An 18272-nucleotide genomic window follows, 5' to 3' on the forward strand; every position below is an offset into this window, starting at 1 on the left:
CTCGCCGTGCGCTGGTTGCAGTTTTGGTTGCGTTTATATACGCCCATCAAGGACATTTCGGCGAGCGGGTAGCCAGTATCTTCTACTGCCGTCGGCTCGTCTCGTCGGGCTGGGCCCGCGGCGAGGAGGAGCCCCAGACTCTGTCTTCGTACGGCATCCGCGGATCATGGAACTGAGCCATCCTTGACCTTGGCGCCGAAGCAACTTCGGCCCGCCTGTCACGTTCCCTGTCTGTCGAGGTGCACCCTCATGAAGTCCCGATCGACGCTTGCGACTTGGCTGAGCGAACTCGACGGTTCCCGCCTGGCACGTGTACTCGCCATGCGGAAGGACGCAGCTTCCTCTCCGGAACCACGCTCGGTGGGGGAACTGGCGGACCGTCTCCAACGTCCGGGGTCCGTGGCACTCGTCCTGCCGCAACTCACGCTGCCGTGCTTGCAGGCCGCCGAGGCGCTGGCAGCCCTGGGAGCACGAGCGACCCGGGGCAGCCTCGCGGAGTTGCTCGGCTCGACATCCCCTGCGGCGGTACACGCGCTGGACGCGACCCTGGAGGCGCTGTCGGATCGGGCGCTCGTGTGGCACGACGGCAACGAGACACTCCGCATGCCTACGCCCTTGCGGCAGGCGTGGAGCACGCCCCTGGGACTTGACGCCCCGCTGGAAGAGCTGCTGGCCGGCACCAACTCGGAGGAACTGCGCGGCATGCTGGCGGTCCTGGGTATCAAGCCACCCGGCACCAAGCAGCAGCGACTCGCGGCTCTGGTGGAGCATCACACTGACGCGGAACGGGTCGCCGCGTTGGTGGCGGGGGCACCGGCGGCCACACGGAAGTTGCTTGAGCAGAGCGCCAGGTCCACGCCGCGTCAGTCACTGTTCGTCGTGTTCGGGGCTCCTGGCCGCGACCTCGAACCAGGCGCCCGATGGGCCCTCGACCGCGGGCTGCTGCTCCAGGACCGTCACCGGTACGGGCCCGTCCGGATGCCGGTCGAGGTGGCCTTGGCTCTGCGGGGCCCCGATTGGCACGCTCCGTTCGAACCTCTACCGCCCGTCACGCAGTTGGTGCCCCTCACCTCCTCGGAGGTGGAGCGGGAGGCCGCGGTAGCCGCCACCGCGTTCGCGGCCCATGCCGCCTCCGTCCTTTCGGCGTGCGCGACCGCTCCACCGACCCGGCTGAAGTCGGGCGGGATCGGCGCGCGTGAACTGGCCCGGCTCGGCAAGGCCGCCCAAGCGGACGACGCCGTCGTACGCATCGCCCTGGAGACCGCGTACGCCGCCGGACTGCTGGCCCGCGACGGCGATCGCGTACCTCCCACCGAGGCGTACGACGCGTGGTCCGAGCAGGAGCCCGCAGAACAACTCGCCGTACTGCTCCGGGCTTGGCGGGACCTGCCGCTCACCCCCACCCGGGCGCGCGACGAAGACAACAAGGCGCTTCCCGCGCTCGCCGGTGCGCCTGACTGCGGCGGCTGTCTGCAGGCCCGCCACGGGCTGCTGACCGCGGCAACGGGGCTCCCGGCAGGACAGGGTGTGAAGGTCGCTTCGGAGCTGGGGCCGCTCGTGGCCTGGCACCGTCCGCTCGCCGACGACGCCTCGCCCCAGGACACGGCACCGTTCAGCACCGTGATCCGCGAAGGCGAACTGCTGGGTGTGCTGGCACGGGGTGCACTGTCCCCGCTCGGTGCCCACCTGGCGGCCCACGCCGACGAAGAGCTCGACATCACGGCCCGGCGGCTGCTGCCCCCCGCGACCACGACGGCCCGGATCGGCGCCGACCTCACCGCCGTCGTCACCGGCACCCCGTCCGCGCGACTCGCAGCGCTGCTGGATTCGATGGCCGACCGGGAGACCAGTGGCACGGCGTCGGTATGGCGCTTCAGTGCCAGCAGTATCCGCCGGGCCCTGGACGCCGGAGGCACCCCGGACGACATCACAGCCGACCTGGCAGCCAGCTCCGCCACGGCCCTGCCACAGCCGCTGACCTATCTCATCGCCGACACCGCACGAGGTCACGGACGGGTGCGCATCGCCCCCGCGGCCTGTGTCATCCACGGCGACGAACCCGCGCTCCTGGCCGAACTCGCCGCGCACCGCGCACTGTCCAAGCTCGCCCTGCGGCAGCTCGCCCCGACGGTCCTGGTCAGCGGCAGCCCACCCGCGACGACTCTCGCCGCGCTCCGTGCTGCGGGCTACGCCCCGGTCGCCGAGACCGCCGGGGGAACGGTACGCATCGAAAAGCGCCTGCCGCAGCGGGCCACCGCTGCCGTCCCGCCCCCGCGAAGGAACGTCGGGCGGCGCGGCCCCGGGACCACCGCAACCCGCGCCTCGGACATGCCCCCCGACGTCGGGATGGACGTCCTGGCCGACCGGCTGCTCAAGGCCCCGCCGACTGCACCGGAACCCGACCCGTTCGGCAGCGGGGTGCCTTTCGCGACGGACACCGAGGAGATCGTCGCCGGATACGCGAAGAACCTGTCGTACAGCGACGTCCGCCAGGTCGCCCATGCCATCGACACCGGTGCGGCCATCACTGTCGAGTACATCGCCACCTCGGGCAACCGGACCGTACGCACCCTCAGCGACCTGGAACTCGACCCGCCCTACCTCGACGCCTGGTGCCACCTGCGCGAAGCGGAACGTGTCTTCACTCTCTCCCGCATCCATGGCGTGATGCCCGCGTAGGACTCGGCGGCCAAGGCCGGGTGCCGGGTGCGCCACCCCGCAGGCACCTCGCGAGATATACTTGACCCCACATTTGATATCAGGGAGGCACTCATGAGTCGGACGGTTATCGACCTGGACGACGACCTGGTCGCGGACGTGGCGAAAGCCCTCGGGACGAACACCAAGAAGGAGACTGTCAACACCGCCCTTCGCGAGGTGCTGGAGAGTCGGCGTCGCGCCCTGGCTCTCGCCCGGCTGCGGGCCGCGGCGGGCGACGGCGCATTCGATCTGGAGCTGTTCGAGAACAAGGGGAACTACCGCCGGTGAACGCGGCCCAGTTCCTGATCGACACCAGCGCGCTCGCGCGGTTCATGCGCGGGGAAGCGGAGCAGTACGGCTGGGACCAGGCCGCCGCGGCTGGACTCATCGCGACCTGCCCGATTACCGAGCTCGAGTTCTTCTACAGCGCACGGTCAACCGCCGACCGGACGCGTGGCATCGAGGACATGCGGCTGATCTTCGGCTGGGTTCCCGTCGACGACCGCGCCTACGACCGCGCCTGGCAGGTCCAAGAAGCCCTCACCAAACAGGGAAGGCATCGCAGTGCGGGTGCGGTGGATCTCGTCGTCGCCGCGACGGCGGAGCTGCAAGGGCTCACCCTCCTGCACCGCGACCACGACTTCGCCTGCATCGCGGCAGTGACCGGCCAGGCTCTCCAGTGGTACGGCCCGGAGAGCGGCAAATAGGTGGCGCTGGTTGCAGTTCTGGTTGCATTCACCTCCGTACAGCACCGTTCAGAAGCCGAGTTCGAATCTCGTATCCTCCGCCAGTGCCTCACCGGGCACGATGTCGAAGGGCCCCACCGTTCGCGGTGGGGCCCTTCGTCGTTGTCCGTCTCAGTTTCCGTCTGGGGGCGCCGTACGCGGATGCCGGCCCGTCGTGGTGTGCGCGGGGAGCTCCCATCCCGTCTGCCATCGACCCAGGCAGAGCCGAGCAGGCGGGATGGGAGCTGGGGTGAGTGGTGGGTTGATCTACCAAGCACCGGCCGGGCCATGTGAGTTCGATTCTCGTCACCCGCTCCGACACAAACCCCCCAGGTCACGAGCCCGGGGGTTCTTTGTTCTCCGGACGCGCCGCCGAGGCTGTCACGGTCCACGCCTGGCGCTGTCAACGGTTGAACCACTCGCGCGCCGGGGCACCCAGCATCGCACTGCCGGTCAGTGCGGCGACCGCCAACCCGAGGCCCGCGGCATACACGCCCGCGACCAAGACATTGACCAGCGAGAACAGCGCGATCGCGCACTCGACGACGAGAACAGTGACCCGCACCCAGCCGAACCGCTTCCACGCGAAGACGCCGGAGACGAAGAGCACCGCCGACGCGGAGAAGGCCATGAGGACGGAGAACCGGACCAGGCCTGGATCCGCGACATCCTGATGGTGGGTGAGACGGTCGTTCATCAGGGTCCAGCCGAGCCATCCGACAAGGCCGTTGAGCACGGCCTGGCACCACACCACCACCAACGCGCCCTTGACGCCCCGCGGCATACGCTCCGACACCTGAGTGACCATGAGTCCCTCCCCCTCTTTCGCCCGGCCTCCAGCTTCCCGTGGCCGTTCCGGGACCCCTCCCGACGCTGTGCCGGTAGGCAGTACCCGACACACTCGTGAAGGGGGAAGTACATGGTGCGAGCGCGCCCGGAGGCGTTCCCGGCCGTCGTGGCCCTGGTCGCCGTACTGGTGTCGGCGTGCGGCGCGGCGGCGCCGCAGACGTCGCGGGAGGAGTTGCTCCAGGAGTACATCGATTCGACCCACGTGAAGAACGACTGGTTGGGCGGCCAAGGCGGGACGAGTGCGGATCGGATCGCGAACTTCGCCTCGCGCGGCACGCCGGCCGACCTGCTGGGCCAACTGCTGTCCGCCCGGCCATGCGATGCCGACGCCGACTGCCCCCCGAGCGGAGCGTCCCGCCAGGCGGTGCGGGACTTCGCGGGGCCCGCCGGGTCGGTCTTCGAACGCTCCGTTCTGGTCAAGCGTCACAACGGGGCGCTGGAGCTGATCACGCTGTACGTGGCACGCACATCCGGCAAGGTCGCGGCGCTCGTCGACTCCCGCGGCAGGACCTACCCGGCCGGCCTGGACGACTTCCGTCATCACAACGACCTGCTCCTCCCGGACGACGTGATCCTCGTGCCGGCCGACATCACCTCCGTACCGGGTGAGGGAAAGGTCGTCGCGGTCTCCGGGCACACGGCCATGAACTGGCAACCGTGGCTCATCGGCACAACCGTCGCGGTGCTGGTGCTCGGAGCCGCGATCGGCGCGCGGGCGGCCCGCCGCCGTACAGCGGAGGTACGCCCGTGACCGGCTCACCGAACGAAGAGGGCGCGGCGGAATTCCTGCCCGAGGAGGAGATGGAGGCGGACGCCCGCAGGCCCCGCGTGATCACCGTGGCGTTCTGGCTGCTGATCGCGGCCGCCGTGCTCTGGATGCCGGTCGCCGGGGGCGGCGACCCGGCCGCAGGGCAGACGGAAACTCAGATCCTCGCCGTCTACCTCGTGTTCGCCGTGCGCATCCGACGCAGCCGGTGGAAGGCCAGGATCGCCGTCACGGCCGCCGCCGTCTGGCTCCTCGTCGTACTGGGGTCCCGGGCGCAGGGCTTCACGGCGCCGGAGTCTCCGTACGGGCGGGAGTACGCCGTGTTGGACAGCATGGCGGTGGTCCTGGCCGCCACCGGCGTGGCCCTGCTCTACGGCCGCCACGGCACCGCGTATTTCCGCCGGCGGCCACGGTGACGGCGTCAGGCGGCGTCGATCAGTGCCAGGTCCATCGGTACGAGCGTGGTCGACGCCAGCAGGGCCCGGATCAGATGATCGTTGAGCGCGTTGCCCACCGGCTCGCCGAGCTCCTCGCGGGTCAGCCAGGGCACCCCGTCGCGGGACAGCCGGGTTCGCACGCCGTTGACCAGGTGCTCGACGCGCTTGTCCGTCCAGCCCGCGTGCGGCTGCGAGTCGGCGAGTTCGGCGGCGGTCTGCCGCCAGGTCAGCGGCTGTGGCCGGGGCTCGTGCAGTAGGTAGCGCCGACTGAGGACGACGAGGGCGAGCTTCTCCTGTTCGGTGAGCGCCCACACCCGGGGCGGGCGGGTGACGTCCCCGTGCCGTGGCGGCGGCCGGTCGCCCTCGGGGCCGGTGACGAAGACCTCCAGCAGGTGCTCGCGCCCCCGGGAACCGCCGACGAACAGCGGTGTGTAGCCGGTGTCGAGCGGCAGTGACTCCTCGTCCCGGAACAGCAGCCGGGCCCCCGCACAACGGATCGGCAGCCGCCCGGAGTTGCTCACCCACCAGTGGCCGTCCCGGTGCGTGAGCGTGCCCTGGTGGCGACTGACCTGGGAATCGTCCTCCCCGAGGCAGACATGCACCTCGGGGCGGTTGCGACCGAACAGGACCTCGCGGCCTTCCCCCGGCCCCAACGTGAAACCTCCGGTCAGCGCGAGCGCGAAGACGGTGCCGGGCAGCGGTGCGGACGCGCCCCGGGCGAGGCTCCCATGGGTGGCGGGCAGGAGTCGGCCACCCGGAGCGGGTATTCCCCGCTCTCCCGGCCGGCTCCGTTCCGTTCCCGGTTCGGTCATGTCACCGCTCCTGCGGTCGCTTCGCGATGTTCTGTACGACGGCGGCTGCGAACTCCCTGGCCAAGGAGCACAGTTGCTCGGTCGGCTGCGGGGCGTACACGGTCAGCTGGAACAGTTCGGTCGTGCGGTCGCCGACGGAGTCCGTGTAGGTGCGGTGCGGTGTCCGTACGGTGCAGCTGTCGTCCTCGGCCTCGTCCGCGATGGAGTAGCTCTTGGTGCCGGCGACGTTCACCGGTGTTCCGTCGTCGGAGTCCAGCGAGTTGTCCTGGCTGAACTGGATCTCCACCTCGCGTGTGCCGTCGTCGCTCGACCAGTCGCAGGCCCAGGAACCGAAACCGCGGTCCCGGTTGTCCGCCTCGACGCCGGGGAGCCGCTTGAGTTCGGTGGCGTCGAGCAGTGCGCAGGTGTCCAGCCGGGCCAGGGAGTTCGCGGCCGGCGGCGACGAACGCCGGGGCACCGGGCCGTCGGCCAGCACGCCGACCACGTGGTCGGTGGCGGCGTCGGCCATCTGGCACGGGTCGGGCGCCGCTTCGTCGAACTGCTTCCCGATCACGCGGATCTGCTTGCCGTCGGCGGTCAGGACGGCCCGCTCGCAGGCCCTCCCGTCCCGTTTGAGGGTCACGACCGTGAGGCCGTTGGTGAGGCGGGTGGACAGGATGCCGTCGAAGTCGTCCCGGTCCGAGTCGAGGTTGACCTGGACGTCCGCGATGTCGTCACCGCTGTTGTTGCGCACCAGGACATCGCAGCGGTCGAACTCCCCGTAGTCCGGGGCGAGTACGGTGGCTCCGAAGCGGCTCAGCGATGCGACGTCGAGCAGCCCGCAGGGGTCCGCCGTACGCTCGTCGCCGATGGCGCCGGCCGACGCCGTGGCGGAGGGTTTCGCGTCGGTCGCGTCCGTACGGCCGCCCTGGTCTCCCTCGTCCTTCGAGGCCCACGGGCCGAAAAGGACCAGCCCGGCCGTGATCGCACCCGCCGCGGCCAGCGCCACCACCGTGATCGCCAACCGGTGCCGACGTCGGCGTACGGGCCGTGGCGGCTGCAGCATGAAGGGCGTGGAGTCCCGTGCGCGGCGTACGAGTCGCCGCAGCCGGAGGGTGGGGGACGTGAGGTCCCGCATCCGGCTGTCGTGCAACTGCTCCGCTATGTGCGGGGGCGGTGGTGCGGCACGCGTCAGCAGCTCCTGCGCCCTGGCGGCGTCGGGCCGGCGCCGGGGCTCCACCTCCAGCAGGGCGGTGAGCGGCCCCTCCAGCGGGCCGGTCCGGTGCGCGGGCTCGATGTGTCCCTCGACGGCCCGGGCCAGGTAGGCCATGAGGTGTTCGGCCTCCCCGTACGGCGACCGGCCCTCGACCGCCATGAACAGGGAGGCGCCCAGGGAGAACACGTCGGACTTCTCACCCGCGGGCAGCCCCTTGGCCAACTCCGGGGCCAGATACCGGGGTTTGCCGCGCACACTGCCCGTCGTGCTGTGGGTGACGTCGCTCCACAGAGCCCGCGAGATCCCGAAGTCGGTCAGTCTCGCGACGCCTTCGTCGGTGACGAGGATGTTCTCCGGCGTCACATCGCCGTGCACCACGCCCTCGTGGTGGGACTTCGCCAACGCGGCCGCGATCTGGCAGCCTATCGATCCGGCATCCTCGGGCGTGAGCGGACCGCTCTCCGCCAGGATCTGCGCGAGGCTGCGCGAGGGGACGTATTCCATGATGATCCAGCAGGTAGCGCCCTCGTCGACGAAGTCGAAGACGCCCACGATGTTCGGGTGGTGCAGCCGCCCGGCGTTGCGCGCCTCGCCCATGAGCCGTCGCGCGGCCCGATCGTCGTCCAGGCGTGCGCACTTGACCGCGACCTGGCGTTCGAGCCGCTCGTCCCAGGCCAGCCAGACGACGCCCATCCCGCCTCTGCCGATGGGCTCCCGCAAGAGGTACCGGCCGGCGATCTTGTCCCCGGCCTCCGGCGTCCCCAGCACCGCCCCACCCCTCGCCCCACCGCCGATGGTCCTGCCAGACGACGGAGTGTACTCAGCCCACACCTGGCGGTGATCTCTTTCACCGGACTTCGCGCGGACCCGCCCAGAACCCCCACAGCAACGGGAGTGTCTCGCCTCCTGGTACCGCCGGGCCCCGGTACCCCTCCTGGACGACGAGTCGGGCGCCGAGGATCCGGGAATCAACCGCGACTCAGCGGATGACACGGACGATCTGTGATGGGCGAGAGCCTCGGACGTCCTGTGATCGGCTCACGGCCCCGCCCAGCAGCTGGCAGCGGTACCGCAGGGGCGCTGACGCACGGGCTCGACTGCGATGGCCTGGCCGGGACATCAGTGGCTGCGGGGCGCGTACATGATGATCGCCATGCCCGCGAGGCAGATCAGGGCGCCGGAGACGTCCCAGCGGTCGGGGCGGTAGCCGTCGGCGGCCATGCCCCAGGCGATCGAGCCGGCGACGAAGATCCCGCCGTACGCGGCGAGGATGCGTCCGAAGTTGTCGTCGGACTGGAAGGTGGCGACCACCCCGTAAAGGCCCAGGGCGATCACACCGGCGCCGATCCAGATCCAGCCCTTGTGCTCGCGGATCCCCTGCCACACCAGCCAGGCGCCGCCGATCTCGAACAGGGCGGCGACGACGAACAGGGCAACGGAACGCACAACGGTCATGGCCGGTGAGGCTACCTGCGGCCCGGGGTGGTGATCCGAACCGGGTCAGGAGGGGGCGGTGCGACCGAATGCTCCTGTCAGGGTCCGCTGAGCCGGCGTCGGCGGTTCCCGGGCGAGGGGCCGGTCCGGTCGCCGCCCATCGCGTCAAGGCCGACGCCGACTCCTGGCCGAACAGGAGGGCAACACCCAAGGGACTGAAGGGCGACGGGCGACGGGCGACGGGCGACGGGCGACGGGCGACGGGCGACGGGCGCCCCTAACGCCCGCCCCGCCCTCAGCCGTTCAGGCCCAGCTCGCCCGCGCGCACCCCGGCCTGGAAGCGCGAACCCGCGTCGAGGGCGTCGAGCAGTTCGGCGACGCGGCGACGGTAGGTTCGCAGGGACATGCCGAGCTCCCGTGCTGCTGTCTCGTCGGTGGCGCCCGATCCCAGCGCGCGCAGGACCGTCCGGCTTCCGGCATCGAGCTGGGGCTGCTCACCGCGGAGGAAGGTCTTGAGGTCGGTGGCGGTCTCCCAGGCGGCTTCGAACAGCGCGTACACACCGCCGACCAGGGTGGGCGCGGTGGTCAGGGTGTACTCGCGGCCGCCGGGGGCGGGCAGGCCGGCGAGGATCGCGAACCGGCGGTCGATGACGATCGTCTCGTGGGGGAGAGTGGTGGCGGCGATCCGCACCCGGGCGCCCCTGTCGGCGAGTTCGCCCAGATGCTCGCGGCTGCGCTCGTCAGCCAGCGCGGCCGGGCTGTACAGCTTGCGGACCTGGTGGGTGCCGCTGCTCCGCAGCCGGTCGCGGGTGGTCTGCCGGGCTTCGGGGCGTGGCCAGGTGTCGAGGTCGCGGGCGGCACAGACGAACTCCTCCTGGACGGAGGAGAACAACTGCTCGGTACGGGTGAGGAACTCCAGGTCGCCGCGGAGCGTCAGGATCTCTGCCACCTCGCCATTCTGCCCGATGGCAGCAAGCTGCCAAGGGTTCGCAGCCCCAGCACCCCACAGTCCAGGCTGAGTCCATGAGCAACGACTTCCGCCTTGGTGGCGACCTTCTGATCAACCGGATCGGCTTCGGGGCCATGCGCCTGCCCACGAACAGCTTCCATGGTCCGGCCCGCGATCCCGAGACCGGTCGCGCCGTCCTGCGCCGCGCCGTCGAGCTGGGCGTCAACCACATCGACACCGCCGCCTTCTACGCCAGCGGCGACGGCACCGTCCGAGCCAACACCCTGATCCGCGAGGCCCTCCACCCCTACCCGGCCGACCTGGTGATCGCCACAAAGGTCGGCCCGGTCCGCACCCCCGACGGCGGCCTGGCCGCGACCACGAACGCCGCGGACCTGCGGCCGCTGGTCGAGGAGAACCTCGAAGCCCTCGGCGTGGACCGCCTCGATCTGGTCTACCTGCGCATCGGGGGCATGGAGCCGCCGCCGCACGGCGAGTCCGTCGGCGAACGCTTCGAGGCGCTGGCCGCGCTGCGGGAGGAGGGCCTGATCCGCCACCTCGGCCTGAGTCACGTCGACACCGGCCATCTCGCCGAGGCCCGTGCGATCGCACCCGTCGTAGCGGTCCAGAACCACTTCCACGCCGCCAAGCGCGATGACACCAAGCTGTTGGCCGCCTGTGAGGAGGCCGGCATCGCCTTCGTGCCGTACTTCCCGCTGGGCGGCGGCATCAGCGACCTCACGGACGACCGCATGGCGAAGGTCGCGGACCGGCATGACGCCACGGTCCCCCAGGTCGCCCTGGCCTGGCTGCTTGCCTCCTCCCCCGTCACCCTGGCCATCCCGGGCACCGGCTCCCTCGCCCACCTGGAGGAGAACACCGCCGCCGGGTCGGTCCCCCTCAGCCGGGAGGATCTCTCGGACCTCGCCTGACCCGAGGACCACGCCGCCTGCCTCAGCCCCGTGCAGGGCAGGCACCGGATCACGCCTCAGCCCCATGCGGCACATCGGGTCACGACGTCAGCACCTTCTGCTTGGCGTGCTGGAACTCCGCGTCGGTGATGTCGCCCTTGTTCCTGAGCTCGGACAGTTTGGCCAGCTCGTCGGCCTGGCCGCCCGTGCCCGCGCCTTCGGCCGTCTGCCGGATGTACGCGTCGATCGACTCCCGCTGGGCCCTGGCGTGTTCCTGGTCGCGCTTGCCCATGCCACGTCCGCGGGCGACGAGGTACACGAAGACTCCGAGATACGGCAGGACGATCACGAAGAAGGTCCAGCCCGTCTTCGCCCAGCCGCTCAGCGAGTCGTCGCGGAAGATGTCACCGATGACGCGGAACAGCAGGATGATCCACACGATCCACAGGAAGATCCACATCATCGTCCAGAACGCGCCCAACAGCGGATAGTCATAGGCCAGATACAGGGTGTTGGTCATCTTCGTCCTCCTGAGGCCGTGCCTCGCGGCGCGACGGTCGTCTCCGGCCCTCTCGGCGGCTACGCGCTCTGTGCGGGGACCCGTCCGGTGCGTACGGCTTCCGTGAGGGCTTGGTGGTCGCGCTCGTTCTGATCGGCATAGCGTTCGGCGAAGTGGGTGAGCGCGCGGTCGAAGGTGTCGCCGGCTCCGAGGTAGGCGGCGATGGCGACGCGGTCCCCCGAGCGGGCGTGGGCCCGGGCGAGGGTGGCGCCGCAGAGTTCCCCGAACGCGCGCATGTCCTTGGGGACCATGAGCTGGGGTTCGGCGATGCCCTTCCAGTCCCGCAACTGGCGGATGTAGAAGTCGCGTTGGCGTACGTCGATACCGACGACGCGTTCCCAGCCGAGGAAGATGTCGCTGGCGGCCTGCATCAGGCGCTGGCCGGCGACGACGCGTTGGCCCTGGTTGTCGTAGGCACTCGCCCCCACGTGCGGGGCCAGCACCGACAGGTCGGCTTCCTTGGCCTGGAGCAGCAGCGGATCCTCGTCGTCCCTGCCGAGCAGCAGGATGATCCAGCAGCGGGTGCCGACGCTGCCCACTCCGACGACCTTGCGGGCGATGTCGACGAGCCGGTACTGACGCAGCAGATGGCGACGGTCGGACTGCAGGCTCTCGCCGTACCTCTCGATCAGCTCACGCAGTTGGTCTTCCATCGCATCGCGCTGAATGCCGGGCAGGAGGTCATGCAGGGGCACGATCAGGGGCGGGTCGGGGGTGATCCGGCGTCGGCCGTCGACCACCCGTGTGAGCTTCTCGAAGGCCTGGAGGCTGTCGCGACCGCGCGCCTTGGTCATGGCCCGCCGGGTGCGCTCGCGCCCCCGCGCCCCCAGCCTGCGGTCCGCCAACTCTTGCAGGACGTCCATGTCGGCCTGGGTGTACCAGACGGCGAGGTTGCCCAGGCCGGCGAATTCGCGCATGCGCTCCCGGTAGGACCGGACGGTGGCCCGTACCACCAGGGCCCGTTCGGCATCGGTGTAGCCGTTCTCGCGTCCGGCGATCACCAGGCTGGCGGCCAGCCTCTTGACGTCCCACTCCCAGGGGCCGGGCAGGGTCTCGTCGAAGTCGTTGATGTCGAACACCAGATGCCGTTCGGGCGAGGCGAGCAGCCGGAAGTTCAGCAGGTGCGCGTCCCCGCAGAGCTGCGCCGTGATGCCCGAGCGAGGGGTGTCGGCCAGGTCGCCGGCCATGATGGCGGCGGCGCCGCGGTAGAAGCGGAAGGGTGACTCCAGCATCCGGCCGTAGCGGATGGGCACGAGTTCCTGCAGCCGGGCCGACGACTGCGCCTCGAGGGTGTCCACCGGGTCCGGTCGTTTCGCCGAGGGCTGGTAGTCCGCGTGCGCGGAGCGTGGTGCGTCCGCCCGGGCGGCCCGTCCCCGCGCCGCCCGCTCCTTCGGACTCCTCCCACCGAGCTGGTCAGCCATGACGGCACCTCCTGGGTGGAGCGGCCCCGCGGAGCGACTGCCCCGTGCCGGGCCTGCGTCCATACCCTGTCTCCACGGTGGCACAGTCCGCGCAGGCCGGCATCCGGGACCCCGGTGCGGCAGAGCCCCACGCACGTCGCGACGCCCCGACGCCGCGGGTCCATCGGTCGCGAGCCGGGGGCGGGAAGAGGACGCTGGACGCAGGGGGCGAACCCGATGGAGATGTCCCATGGCTCCGACCGGCACAGACCCACAGCAGCACAGGCAGCGCACGTCCTTCTTCTCCCGGCCCGGTGTCCGCCGCGTCATGCCGTTCGTCGTGATCACCGCGATCGCTCTGGTCTTCATCTTCGAGAACCGTGCGGACACGGAGATCCGCCTGCTGATCCCCATAGTGACCATGCCGTTGTGGGGTGCCCTCCTGATCGCCTGGGGCCTCGGCATGCTCGCCTGCGTCGTCACCGTGCGGCGCCGCCGGGATCGTAAGCACCAAAAGCCCAGGTGAGCGCCGCTCCGCCCGCCCCGAGGTGCGCGGTGTGCCCGACAGGTCGAGATTGGAAGTAGCTCCGACCGGGACGGACGTGAAGTCCCGGCTGTACGGGGTCACACCAAGAAGGAGTCGGCCATGGCGAGTCATGTGAGTGGGGCCAGTGGGGCGCACTCGGGTGCGACGACGCGCAGTACCGCGCGCACTGGTGCCAGTAGCGGTTGGATCGTCTTCGCGGGCGTTCTGATGATCTTCGGCGGCCTGATGACGCTCTTCGCGGGCATCGCGGCCATCGCCGACGACGACGTGTTCATCGCCACCCGCAACTACACGTTCGAGTTCGATCTCACCGGTTGGGGCTGGGTCCACCTGGTCATGGGTGTGGTCATCACGCTCGCCGGTCTCGCCCTGTTCCAGGGCGCCACCTGGGCGAGGGTCGTCGGCGTCGCGCTGGCCGGCCTCGCCATGCTCGCGAACTTCCTCTGGATCCCGTACGCCCCGTTCTGGGCGATCGTCCTGATCGCGTTGTACGGCTTCGTGATCTGGGCACTGTGCACGGCTCCGAGCCCGAGGGAGCGCTGAAGCCGCTACGGCTCCGTCGTGCGGGGCTGGGTCGTGGGGATCCGGTGGGTGAAGAACAGCGCGAGAAGAGCGGAGAGCGCGAGGATGGCGAGCGCGGCACGCAGCCCGTCGAGCCTCGCGCTCTCGTTAGCGTCGAGCGCCGCCTGCGTCACCTCAGGGCTCGTATCCGCGTCGTCGAGAGCGGACTCCAGCTGTGCGTCCGACAGGAACGGTACGCCGCTCTGGAGTTCGACGGTCGCCCGACTCTTGACGTCGGCCGGGATCGCCTGGCTCTGGTCGACGCTGGTCAGGAACGAGGTCGTGAGGGCGGCGATCAGGATCGACCCGGCGAGCGCGGTACCGATCGAGGCGCCGAGGTTGGTCACGGCGTTCTGCACACCGCCGACCTCCGCGCTCTGCGATTCCGGCACCGCCGACACGGTGACCGACCCGAGCTGGGACGCCAGCGCGCCCATGCCGAGCCCGATCAGCAGGAGGGGGATGGTGACGATCTCCGCCCCGGCGTCCGCGTCCAGCGCGGCCATCAGGACCACCGCGCCGGCGAGCAACGCGAGGATCCCGAGCCGTACGACCCGGCGCGGGGAGACGTCCGGGAAGAAGCGGGGAATCAGGACCGCGGCCGCCAGCAGGGTCACGGAGAGCGGCAGAATGCGGGCGCCCGTCGTAAGCGCGGACAGGCCCAGGGCGACCGACAGATAGAGCGGTACGACGAAGAAGACGCCCATCTGCACCAGGTACTGGAAGAAGAACATCGTCAGCCCGCCGGTGAGCTGCTTGTTGCGCAGCATGGCCGGGTCGACGAGCGGCTCCCTGTCGCGCTCCACCATGTGGGCCTCCCAGCGGAGGAAGAGCCAGATCAGCAGCAGGCCCGCCAGCATCAGCCACACGACCAGCGAGACCCCGAGCCACGAGGGCGCGTCGGCCTTGGGCCGGAACCAGCCCCATTCGTCGGAGCGGAGCACGCCGTAGACGAAGATCCCGAGACCGAGTGCGGAGAGCACCGCCCCGACGAGATCGATGCGCCGGCGTTCGCCGGTCGGCGCGTCCGCGATGCGGCGGGCGAGCACCAGGATGCCGAGCACCATCACGACCTCGCCGGCGAAGACCCAGCGCCAGGAGAAGTACGTCGTCGCGACACCGCCGATGAGCGGGCCGACCGCGATCGCCACGGCCCCGGCGGCGGCGACGAGTCCGTAGGCGGTGGGGCGGCGCTCCGGGGCGAAGTTGCCTGCCACGAGGGCCACGATCGCGGGCAGGATGAGTGCCGCTCCGATCCCTTCGAGGAAGGCCCAGCCGAGCAGCAGCACGGGCAGGTTCGGTGCGAGCGCCGTCACGAGGGAACCGCAGCCGTAGACGCAGCAGCCGATCATGAACGCCCGTCTGCGGCCGATCAGCGCCCCGATCTTGCCGCCCGGGATCATGAACATGGCCATCACGAGGGTGTAGGCCGTGATGGCGCCCTGGATGCCCGTCACCGTCGTGTCCACGTCCTCGGCGACCGTCGCGATCGAGACGTTCATGACGGAGCTGTCGAGCGCCATCAGGAACTGCCCGGCCGCGAGCGTCGTCAGCACGATGCGCGCCGTTGCCGAGCTCCGCGCGGTGTCTACCCCGTCCGTCATGCCCGAATCGTCCCAGTGGCCGTGAAGGGAGCGGCTGATCGACACCTTCCGATGGGCAGTTTTACGGCTATTGAGGTTGTTAGAGGGTAGTAGATAGCGAAATAGACCGATGTCGGTCTGTGTGGCGTGCCCTCGAACGCCGCGGCGGCACGCGCCCTGGGCAGGTGGGCTCGGCCCGGTGCAGAACGCGGCGAGAGTGAGATGAGAGGCCATGGAGCGGTGTGTCGTCGAGGACCACGCAGGGCGCTCGGTTCGAGACGCCGTCGGTGAGGTGCTCACCGCGCGCGCCACCGTCGACGAACACGGCACCGTGACGGGGTGGAGCGAGGGCGCCGAGCGACTGCTCGGATACACGCCGGCGCAGGTCCTCGGCCGGCCGGCGAGGTCCCTGCTCGCCGAGGAACCCCTGGCCGGCGAGCTTCCGCCCCTCTCGGAGCTGCCGAGGTGGCACGGCGCACTCGCACTGCGGCACCGTTCCGGGCACCGCGTGGAAGCCAGGGTCCTGGCGCATCACAGGATGCCGGAGGGCGGGGCGGCGGAGGCACGGAGCTGGATCCTGGTCTCCGCCGTGGCCGGGACCGAAGCCGGTTCTGAATCCGTGTCCGAGGCCGAGGCCGACGCCGTTGACCAGGCCGACGCCGACGCCGTGGCCGTAGCGGTGGCCGTGGCCGAAGCCGAGGCCGAAGCCGGGCGCCATCACGACGACGCCGCGCTCGTACGGCGCGGTTTCTTCGACTCACCGTGCTGTGCGATCTCGGTGTACGACACGGACCTGCGTTTTCGCCGGTCCAGCCGGTACGGGCAGGTCGCACTGGGCCTGAGCGACGAGGACGTACGAGGGCTGCGGCTGGCGGACGTGGTCGACGATCCCGTCTCGGAGAAGGTCGAGCAGCTGATGCGGCTGGCCCTGGAGACCGGTGAGCCGCAGTACCTCGAGAACCATGCCCGGGCCCCCGGCGAAACCCGTGAGCACGCCTGGTCCATCCACCTCTACCGCTTGCAGGACCCGGACGGCCGCGTCCTGGGCGTGGCTTCCGCCGGGCACGACATGACGGAGCAGTACTGGGCCCGCAAACGCCTCCAGCTGATCGCCGAGGCCACCGCTCGCATCGGCGGCACGCTGGATGTGACGCGGACCGCGCAGGAGCTGACGGACGTGGTGGTTCCGGAACTCGCGGACTTCGTCAGCGTCGATCTCCTGACGTCCCTGGACAACCTGCCCGACTGGCCGGCGGAAGCACTGACGGCGAACGGCAGCCTCACACTGCGGCGCATCGCCCACCGGTCCGTGTACCCGGGAAGCCCCGAGGCGGTCGTGGCACCGGGCGAGGTGGAGGAGTACCCGGAAGGCTCCCCGGCCGTGGAGAGCGTGCGGTCGGGGCGGGCCGTGCTGTACCAGATGAACGAGCCCGCGATCATCGACTGGGTGGCCCAACACCCCGTCCGGTCCTCCCGGATCCGCGACTTCGGCTTCCACTCGGCGATCACCGTGCCGCTGTCGGCGCGTGGAGCCACGCTGGGCATCGTGGTCCTCGCCCGGCACCGGCATCCCGACCCGTTCCAGGCCGACGACCTGGTGCTGGCCGAGGAACTGGCCGCCCGGGCCGCGGTCTGCATCGACAACGCCCGCCGCTACACCCGCGAGCGCCGCACGGCGGTCACCCTCCAGCACAGCCTGCTGCCGCAGCGGCTGCCCGAGCAGAGCGCGGTGGAGGTCGCCTCCCGCTATCTGCCGGCCGGCGCCCGGGCCGGGGTGGGCGGCGACTGGTTCGACGTGATCCCCCTGTCCGGGGCCAGGGTCGCGCTGGTGGTGGGCGATGTGGTGGGCCACGGCATCCACGCCTCGGCGACCATGGGACGGCTGCGGACGGCCGTACGGACCCTGGCCGACATCGATCTGCCCCCCGACGAGCTGCTCACCCACCTCGACGACATGGTGGGCCGCCTGGCCATGGAGGCGGAGGGCGCGGAACGGCCCCCGGGGGAGGGAGAGGGGGAGATCGCGTCAGACGTCGGGGCGACCTGTCTGTACGCCGTGTACGACCCCGTCTCCCGTCGTTGCACGCTGGCCCGGGCCGGGCATCCGCTCCCGGTCGTGGTGAGCCCGGACGGCACCGTCGAACTGCTCGACGTTCCCACGGGACCTCCGCTGGGACTGGGCGGACTGCCCTTCGAGGCGACGGAGACCGAGCTGCCCGAGGGCAGTCTGCTGGCCCTCTACACCGACGGCCTGATCGAGTCGCGTGACCGTGATCTCGACTACGGTCTCTCCCGGCTGGGGCAGGCCCTCGCCCGTCCCGCGGCCTCCCTGGACGTGCTGTGCGACAGGGTGCTCGCCGACGTGCTCCCCCAGCAGCCCGCCGACGACGTGGCCCTGCTCGTCGCCCGCACCCGGGCGCTCAAGTCCGACCGGGTCGCCGTCTGGGACGTGGCCCCCGATCCCGCCGCCGTCGCCAACGCCCGCAAGAACGCCCTGTGCCAGCTGGAGAGTTGGGGCCTGACCGACGCCTCCTTCGTCACCGAGCTGATCGTCAGCGAACTGGTCACCAACGCCGTCCGGCACGCGGAACCGCCCATCCAGCTGCGTCTCATCCACGACCAGAGCCTCATCTGCGAGGTCTCGGACGCCAGCAGCACGGCACCCCACATGCGCCGCGCCCGCACCTACGACGAGGGCGGCCGCGGTCTGCTCCTGGTCGCCCAGCTGAGCCGGCGCTGGGGCACGCGCCAGAACGGCAAGGGCAAGACGATCTGGGCGGAGCAGAGCGTCGATCCCGGCTGACACCCGCTCGCGGCGTTGTACCGTCAGCCCGTCGGCATTCC

The 18272-nt window shown here is 70.6% G+C and carries 17 protein-coding genes; 9 read left to right on the plus strand and 8 right to left on the minus strand.

Annotated elements, in window-relative coordinates:
• Window positions 1-249: 249 nt before the first annotated feature.
• The 3 genes from OHA64_RS23125 (at window position 250) to OHA64_RS23135 (ending at window position 3407) form a co-directional block, all read left to right on the plus strand.
• Window positions 250-2679, plus strand: a complete 2430-nt coding sequence (locus OHA64_RS23125) for a helicase-associated domain-containing protein (protein ID WP_405616028.1) — start codon at window positions 250-252, stop codon at window positions 2677-2679.
• 93 nt (window positions 2680-2772) lie between these two features.
• Complete coding sequence (locus OHA64_RS23130; protein WP_063730346.1) at window positions 2773-2988, plus strand: type II toxin-antitoxin system VapB family antitoxin; 216 nt, start codon at window positions 2773-2775, stop codon at window positions 2986-2988.
• Complete coding sequence (locus tag OHA64_RS23135; protein ID WP_405616030.1) at window positions 2985-3407, plus strand: PIN domain nuclease; 423 nt, start codon at window positions 2985-2987, stop codon at window positions 3405-3407. The genes OHA64_RS23130 and OHA64_RS23135 overlap by 4 nt, the downstream gene beginning before the upstream one ends.
• 421 nt (window positions 3408-3828) lie before the next feature.
• On the opposite strand, the gene OHA64_RS23140 is transcribed toward OHA64_RS23135, so the two are convergent.
• The gene (locus OHA64_RS23140; RefSeq protein ID WP_405616032.1) at window positions 3829-4221 is read right to left on the minus strand and encodes a hypothetical protein; all 393 of its coding nucleotides are present in this window, start codon (window positions 4219-4221) and stop codon (window positions 3829-3831) included.
• 123 nt (window positions 4222-4344) lie between these two features.
• Between OHA64_RS23140 and OHA64_RS23145 the strand changes: the two genes are divergently transcribed.
• Both OHA64_RS23145 and OHA64_RS23150 read left to right on the plus strand, forming a co-directional pair.
• Window positions 4345-5025, plus strand: a complete 681-nt coding sequence (locus tag OHA64_RS23145; protein ID WP_405616034.1) for a hypothetical protein — start codon at window positions 4345-4347, stop codon at window positions 5023-5025.
• Window positions 5022-5456 carry a hypothetical protein gene (locus OHA64_RS23150; protein WP_405616038.1) on the plus strand — a complete coding sequence of 145 codons (435 nt, stop codon included), beginning with the start codon at window positions 5022-5024 and terminating at the stop codon, window positions 5454-5456. Before OHA64_RS23145 ends, OHA64_RS23150 begins: the two co-directional genes overlap by 4 nt.
• A 5-nt stretch (window positions 5457-5461) precedes the next feature.
• Here OHA64_RS23150 and OHA64_RS23155 read toward each other — a convergent pair whose 3' ends face one another.
• From OHA64_RS23155 to OHA64_RS23170, 4 genes are all read right to left on the minus strand, one after another.
• A complete protein-coding gene (locus OHA64_RS23155; protein ID WP_405616040.1) occupies window positions 5462-6289 on the minus strand; it encodes an FHA domain-containing protein in 828 nt (275 codons plus the stop codon).
• 1 nt (window position 6290) lies between these two features.
• On the minus strand, window positions 6291-8252 hold the full coding sequence (locus OHA64_RS23160) for a protein kinase domain-containing protein (RefSeq protein ID WP_405616042.1): 1962 nt from the start codon (window positions 8250-8252) through the stop codon (window positions 6291-6293).
• 351 nt (window positions 8253-8603) lie between these two features.
• Window positions 8604-8939, minus strand: a complete 336-nt coding sequence (locus tag OHA64_RS23165; protein WP_405616044.1) for a YnfA family protein — start codon at window positions 8937-8939, stop codon at window positions 8604-8606.
• 274 nt (window positions 8940-9213) lie between these two features.
• Window positions 9214-9867, minus strand: coding sequence for a DNA-binding response regulator (locus tag OHA64_RS23170; protein ID WP_405616046.1), 654 nt, complete (start codon window positions 9865-9867; stop codon window positions 9214-9216).
• Window positions 9868-9941: 74 nt separating this feature from the next.
• Between OHA64_RS23170 and OHA64_RS23175 the strand changes: the two genes are divergently transcribed.
• On the plus strand, window positions 9942-10799 hold the full coding sequence (locus OHA64_RS23175; protein WP_405616048.1) for an oxidoreductase: 858 nt from the start codon (window positions 9942-9944) through the stop codon (window positions 10797-10799).
• A 79-nt stretch (window positions 10800-10878) separates the two neighbouring features.
• Here the strand turns inward: OHA64_RS23175 and OHA64_RS23180 are convergent, their stop codons facing one another.
• Complete coding sequence (locus OHA64_RS23180) at window positions 10879-11298, minus strand: SHOCT domain-containing protein (RefSeq protein ID WP_405616050.1); 420 nt, start codon at window positions 11296-11298, stop codon at window positions 10879-10881.
• Between the two features lie 59 nt (window positions 11299-11357).
• Window positions 11358-12758 carry a DUF2252 domain-containing protein gene (locus tag OHA64_RS23185; RefSeq protein WP_405616052.1) on the minus strand — a complete coding sequence of 467 codons (1401 nt, stop codon included), beginning with the start codon at window positions 12756-12758 and terminating at the stop codon, window positions 11358-11360.
• Window positions 12759-12987: 229 nt separating this feature from the next.
• On the opposite strand from OHA64_RS23185, the gene OHA64_RS23190 reads away from it, so the two are divergent.
• Both OHA64_RS23190 and OHA64_RS23195 read left to right on the plus strand, forming a co-directional pair.
• On the plus strand, window positions 12988-13263 hold the full coding sequence (locus OHA64_RS23190) for a hypothetical protein (protein ID WP_405616054.1): 276 nt from the start codon (window positions 12988-12990) through the stop codon (window positions 13261-13263).
• 120 nt (window positions 13264-13383) lie between these two features.
• Complete coding sequence (locus OHA64_RS23195; RefSeq protein ID WP_405616056.1) at window positions 13384-13827, plus strand: hypothetical protein; 444 nt, start codon at window positions 13384-13386, stop codon at window positions 13825-13827.
• Between the two features lie 5 nt (window positions 13828-13832).
• On the opposite strand, the gene OHA64_RS23200 is transcribed toward OHA64_RS23195, so the two are convergent.
• Entirely contained in the window at window positions 13833-15449 is a 1617-nt protein-coding gene (locus OHA64_RS23200; protein WP_405616058.1) for an MFS transporter, read from the minus strand.
• A 211-nt stretch (window positions 15450-15660) separates the two neighbouring features.
• Between OHA64_RS23200 and OHA64_RS23205 the strand changes: the two genes are divergently transcribed.
• The gene (locus OHA64_RS23205; protein WP_405616060.1) at window positions 15661-18231 is read left to right on the plus strand and encodes a SpoIIE family protein phosphatase; all 2571 of its coding nucleotides are present in this window, start codon (window positions 15661-15663) and stop codon (window positions 18229-18231) included.
• Window positions 18232-18272: the final 41 nt, after the last annotated feature.

Origin of the sequence: Streptomyces sp. NBC_00076, assembly GCF_045041235.1 — a bacterium.
Lineage (GTDB): Bacteria > Actinomycetota > Actinomycetes > Streptomycetales > Streptomycetaceae > Streptomyces.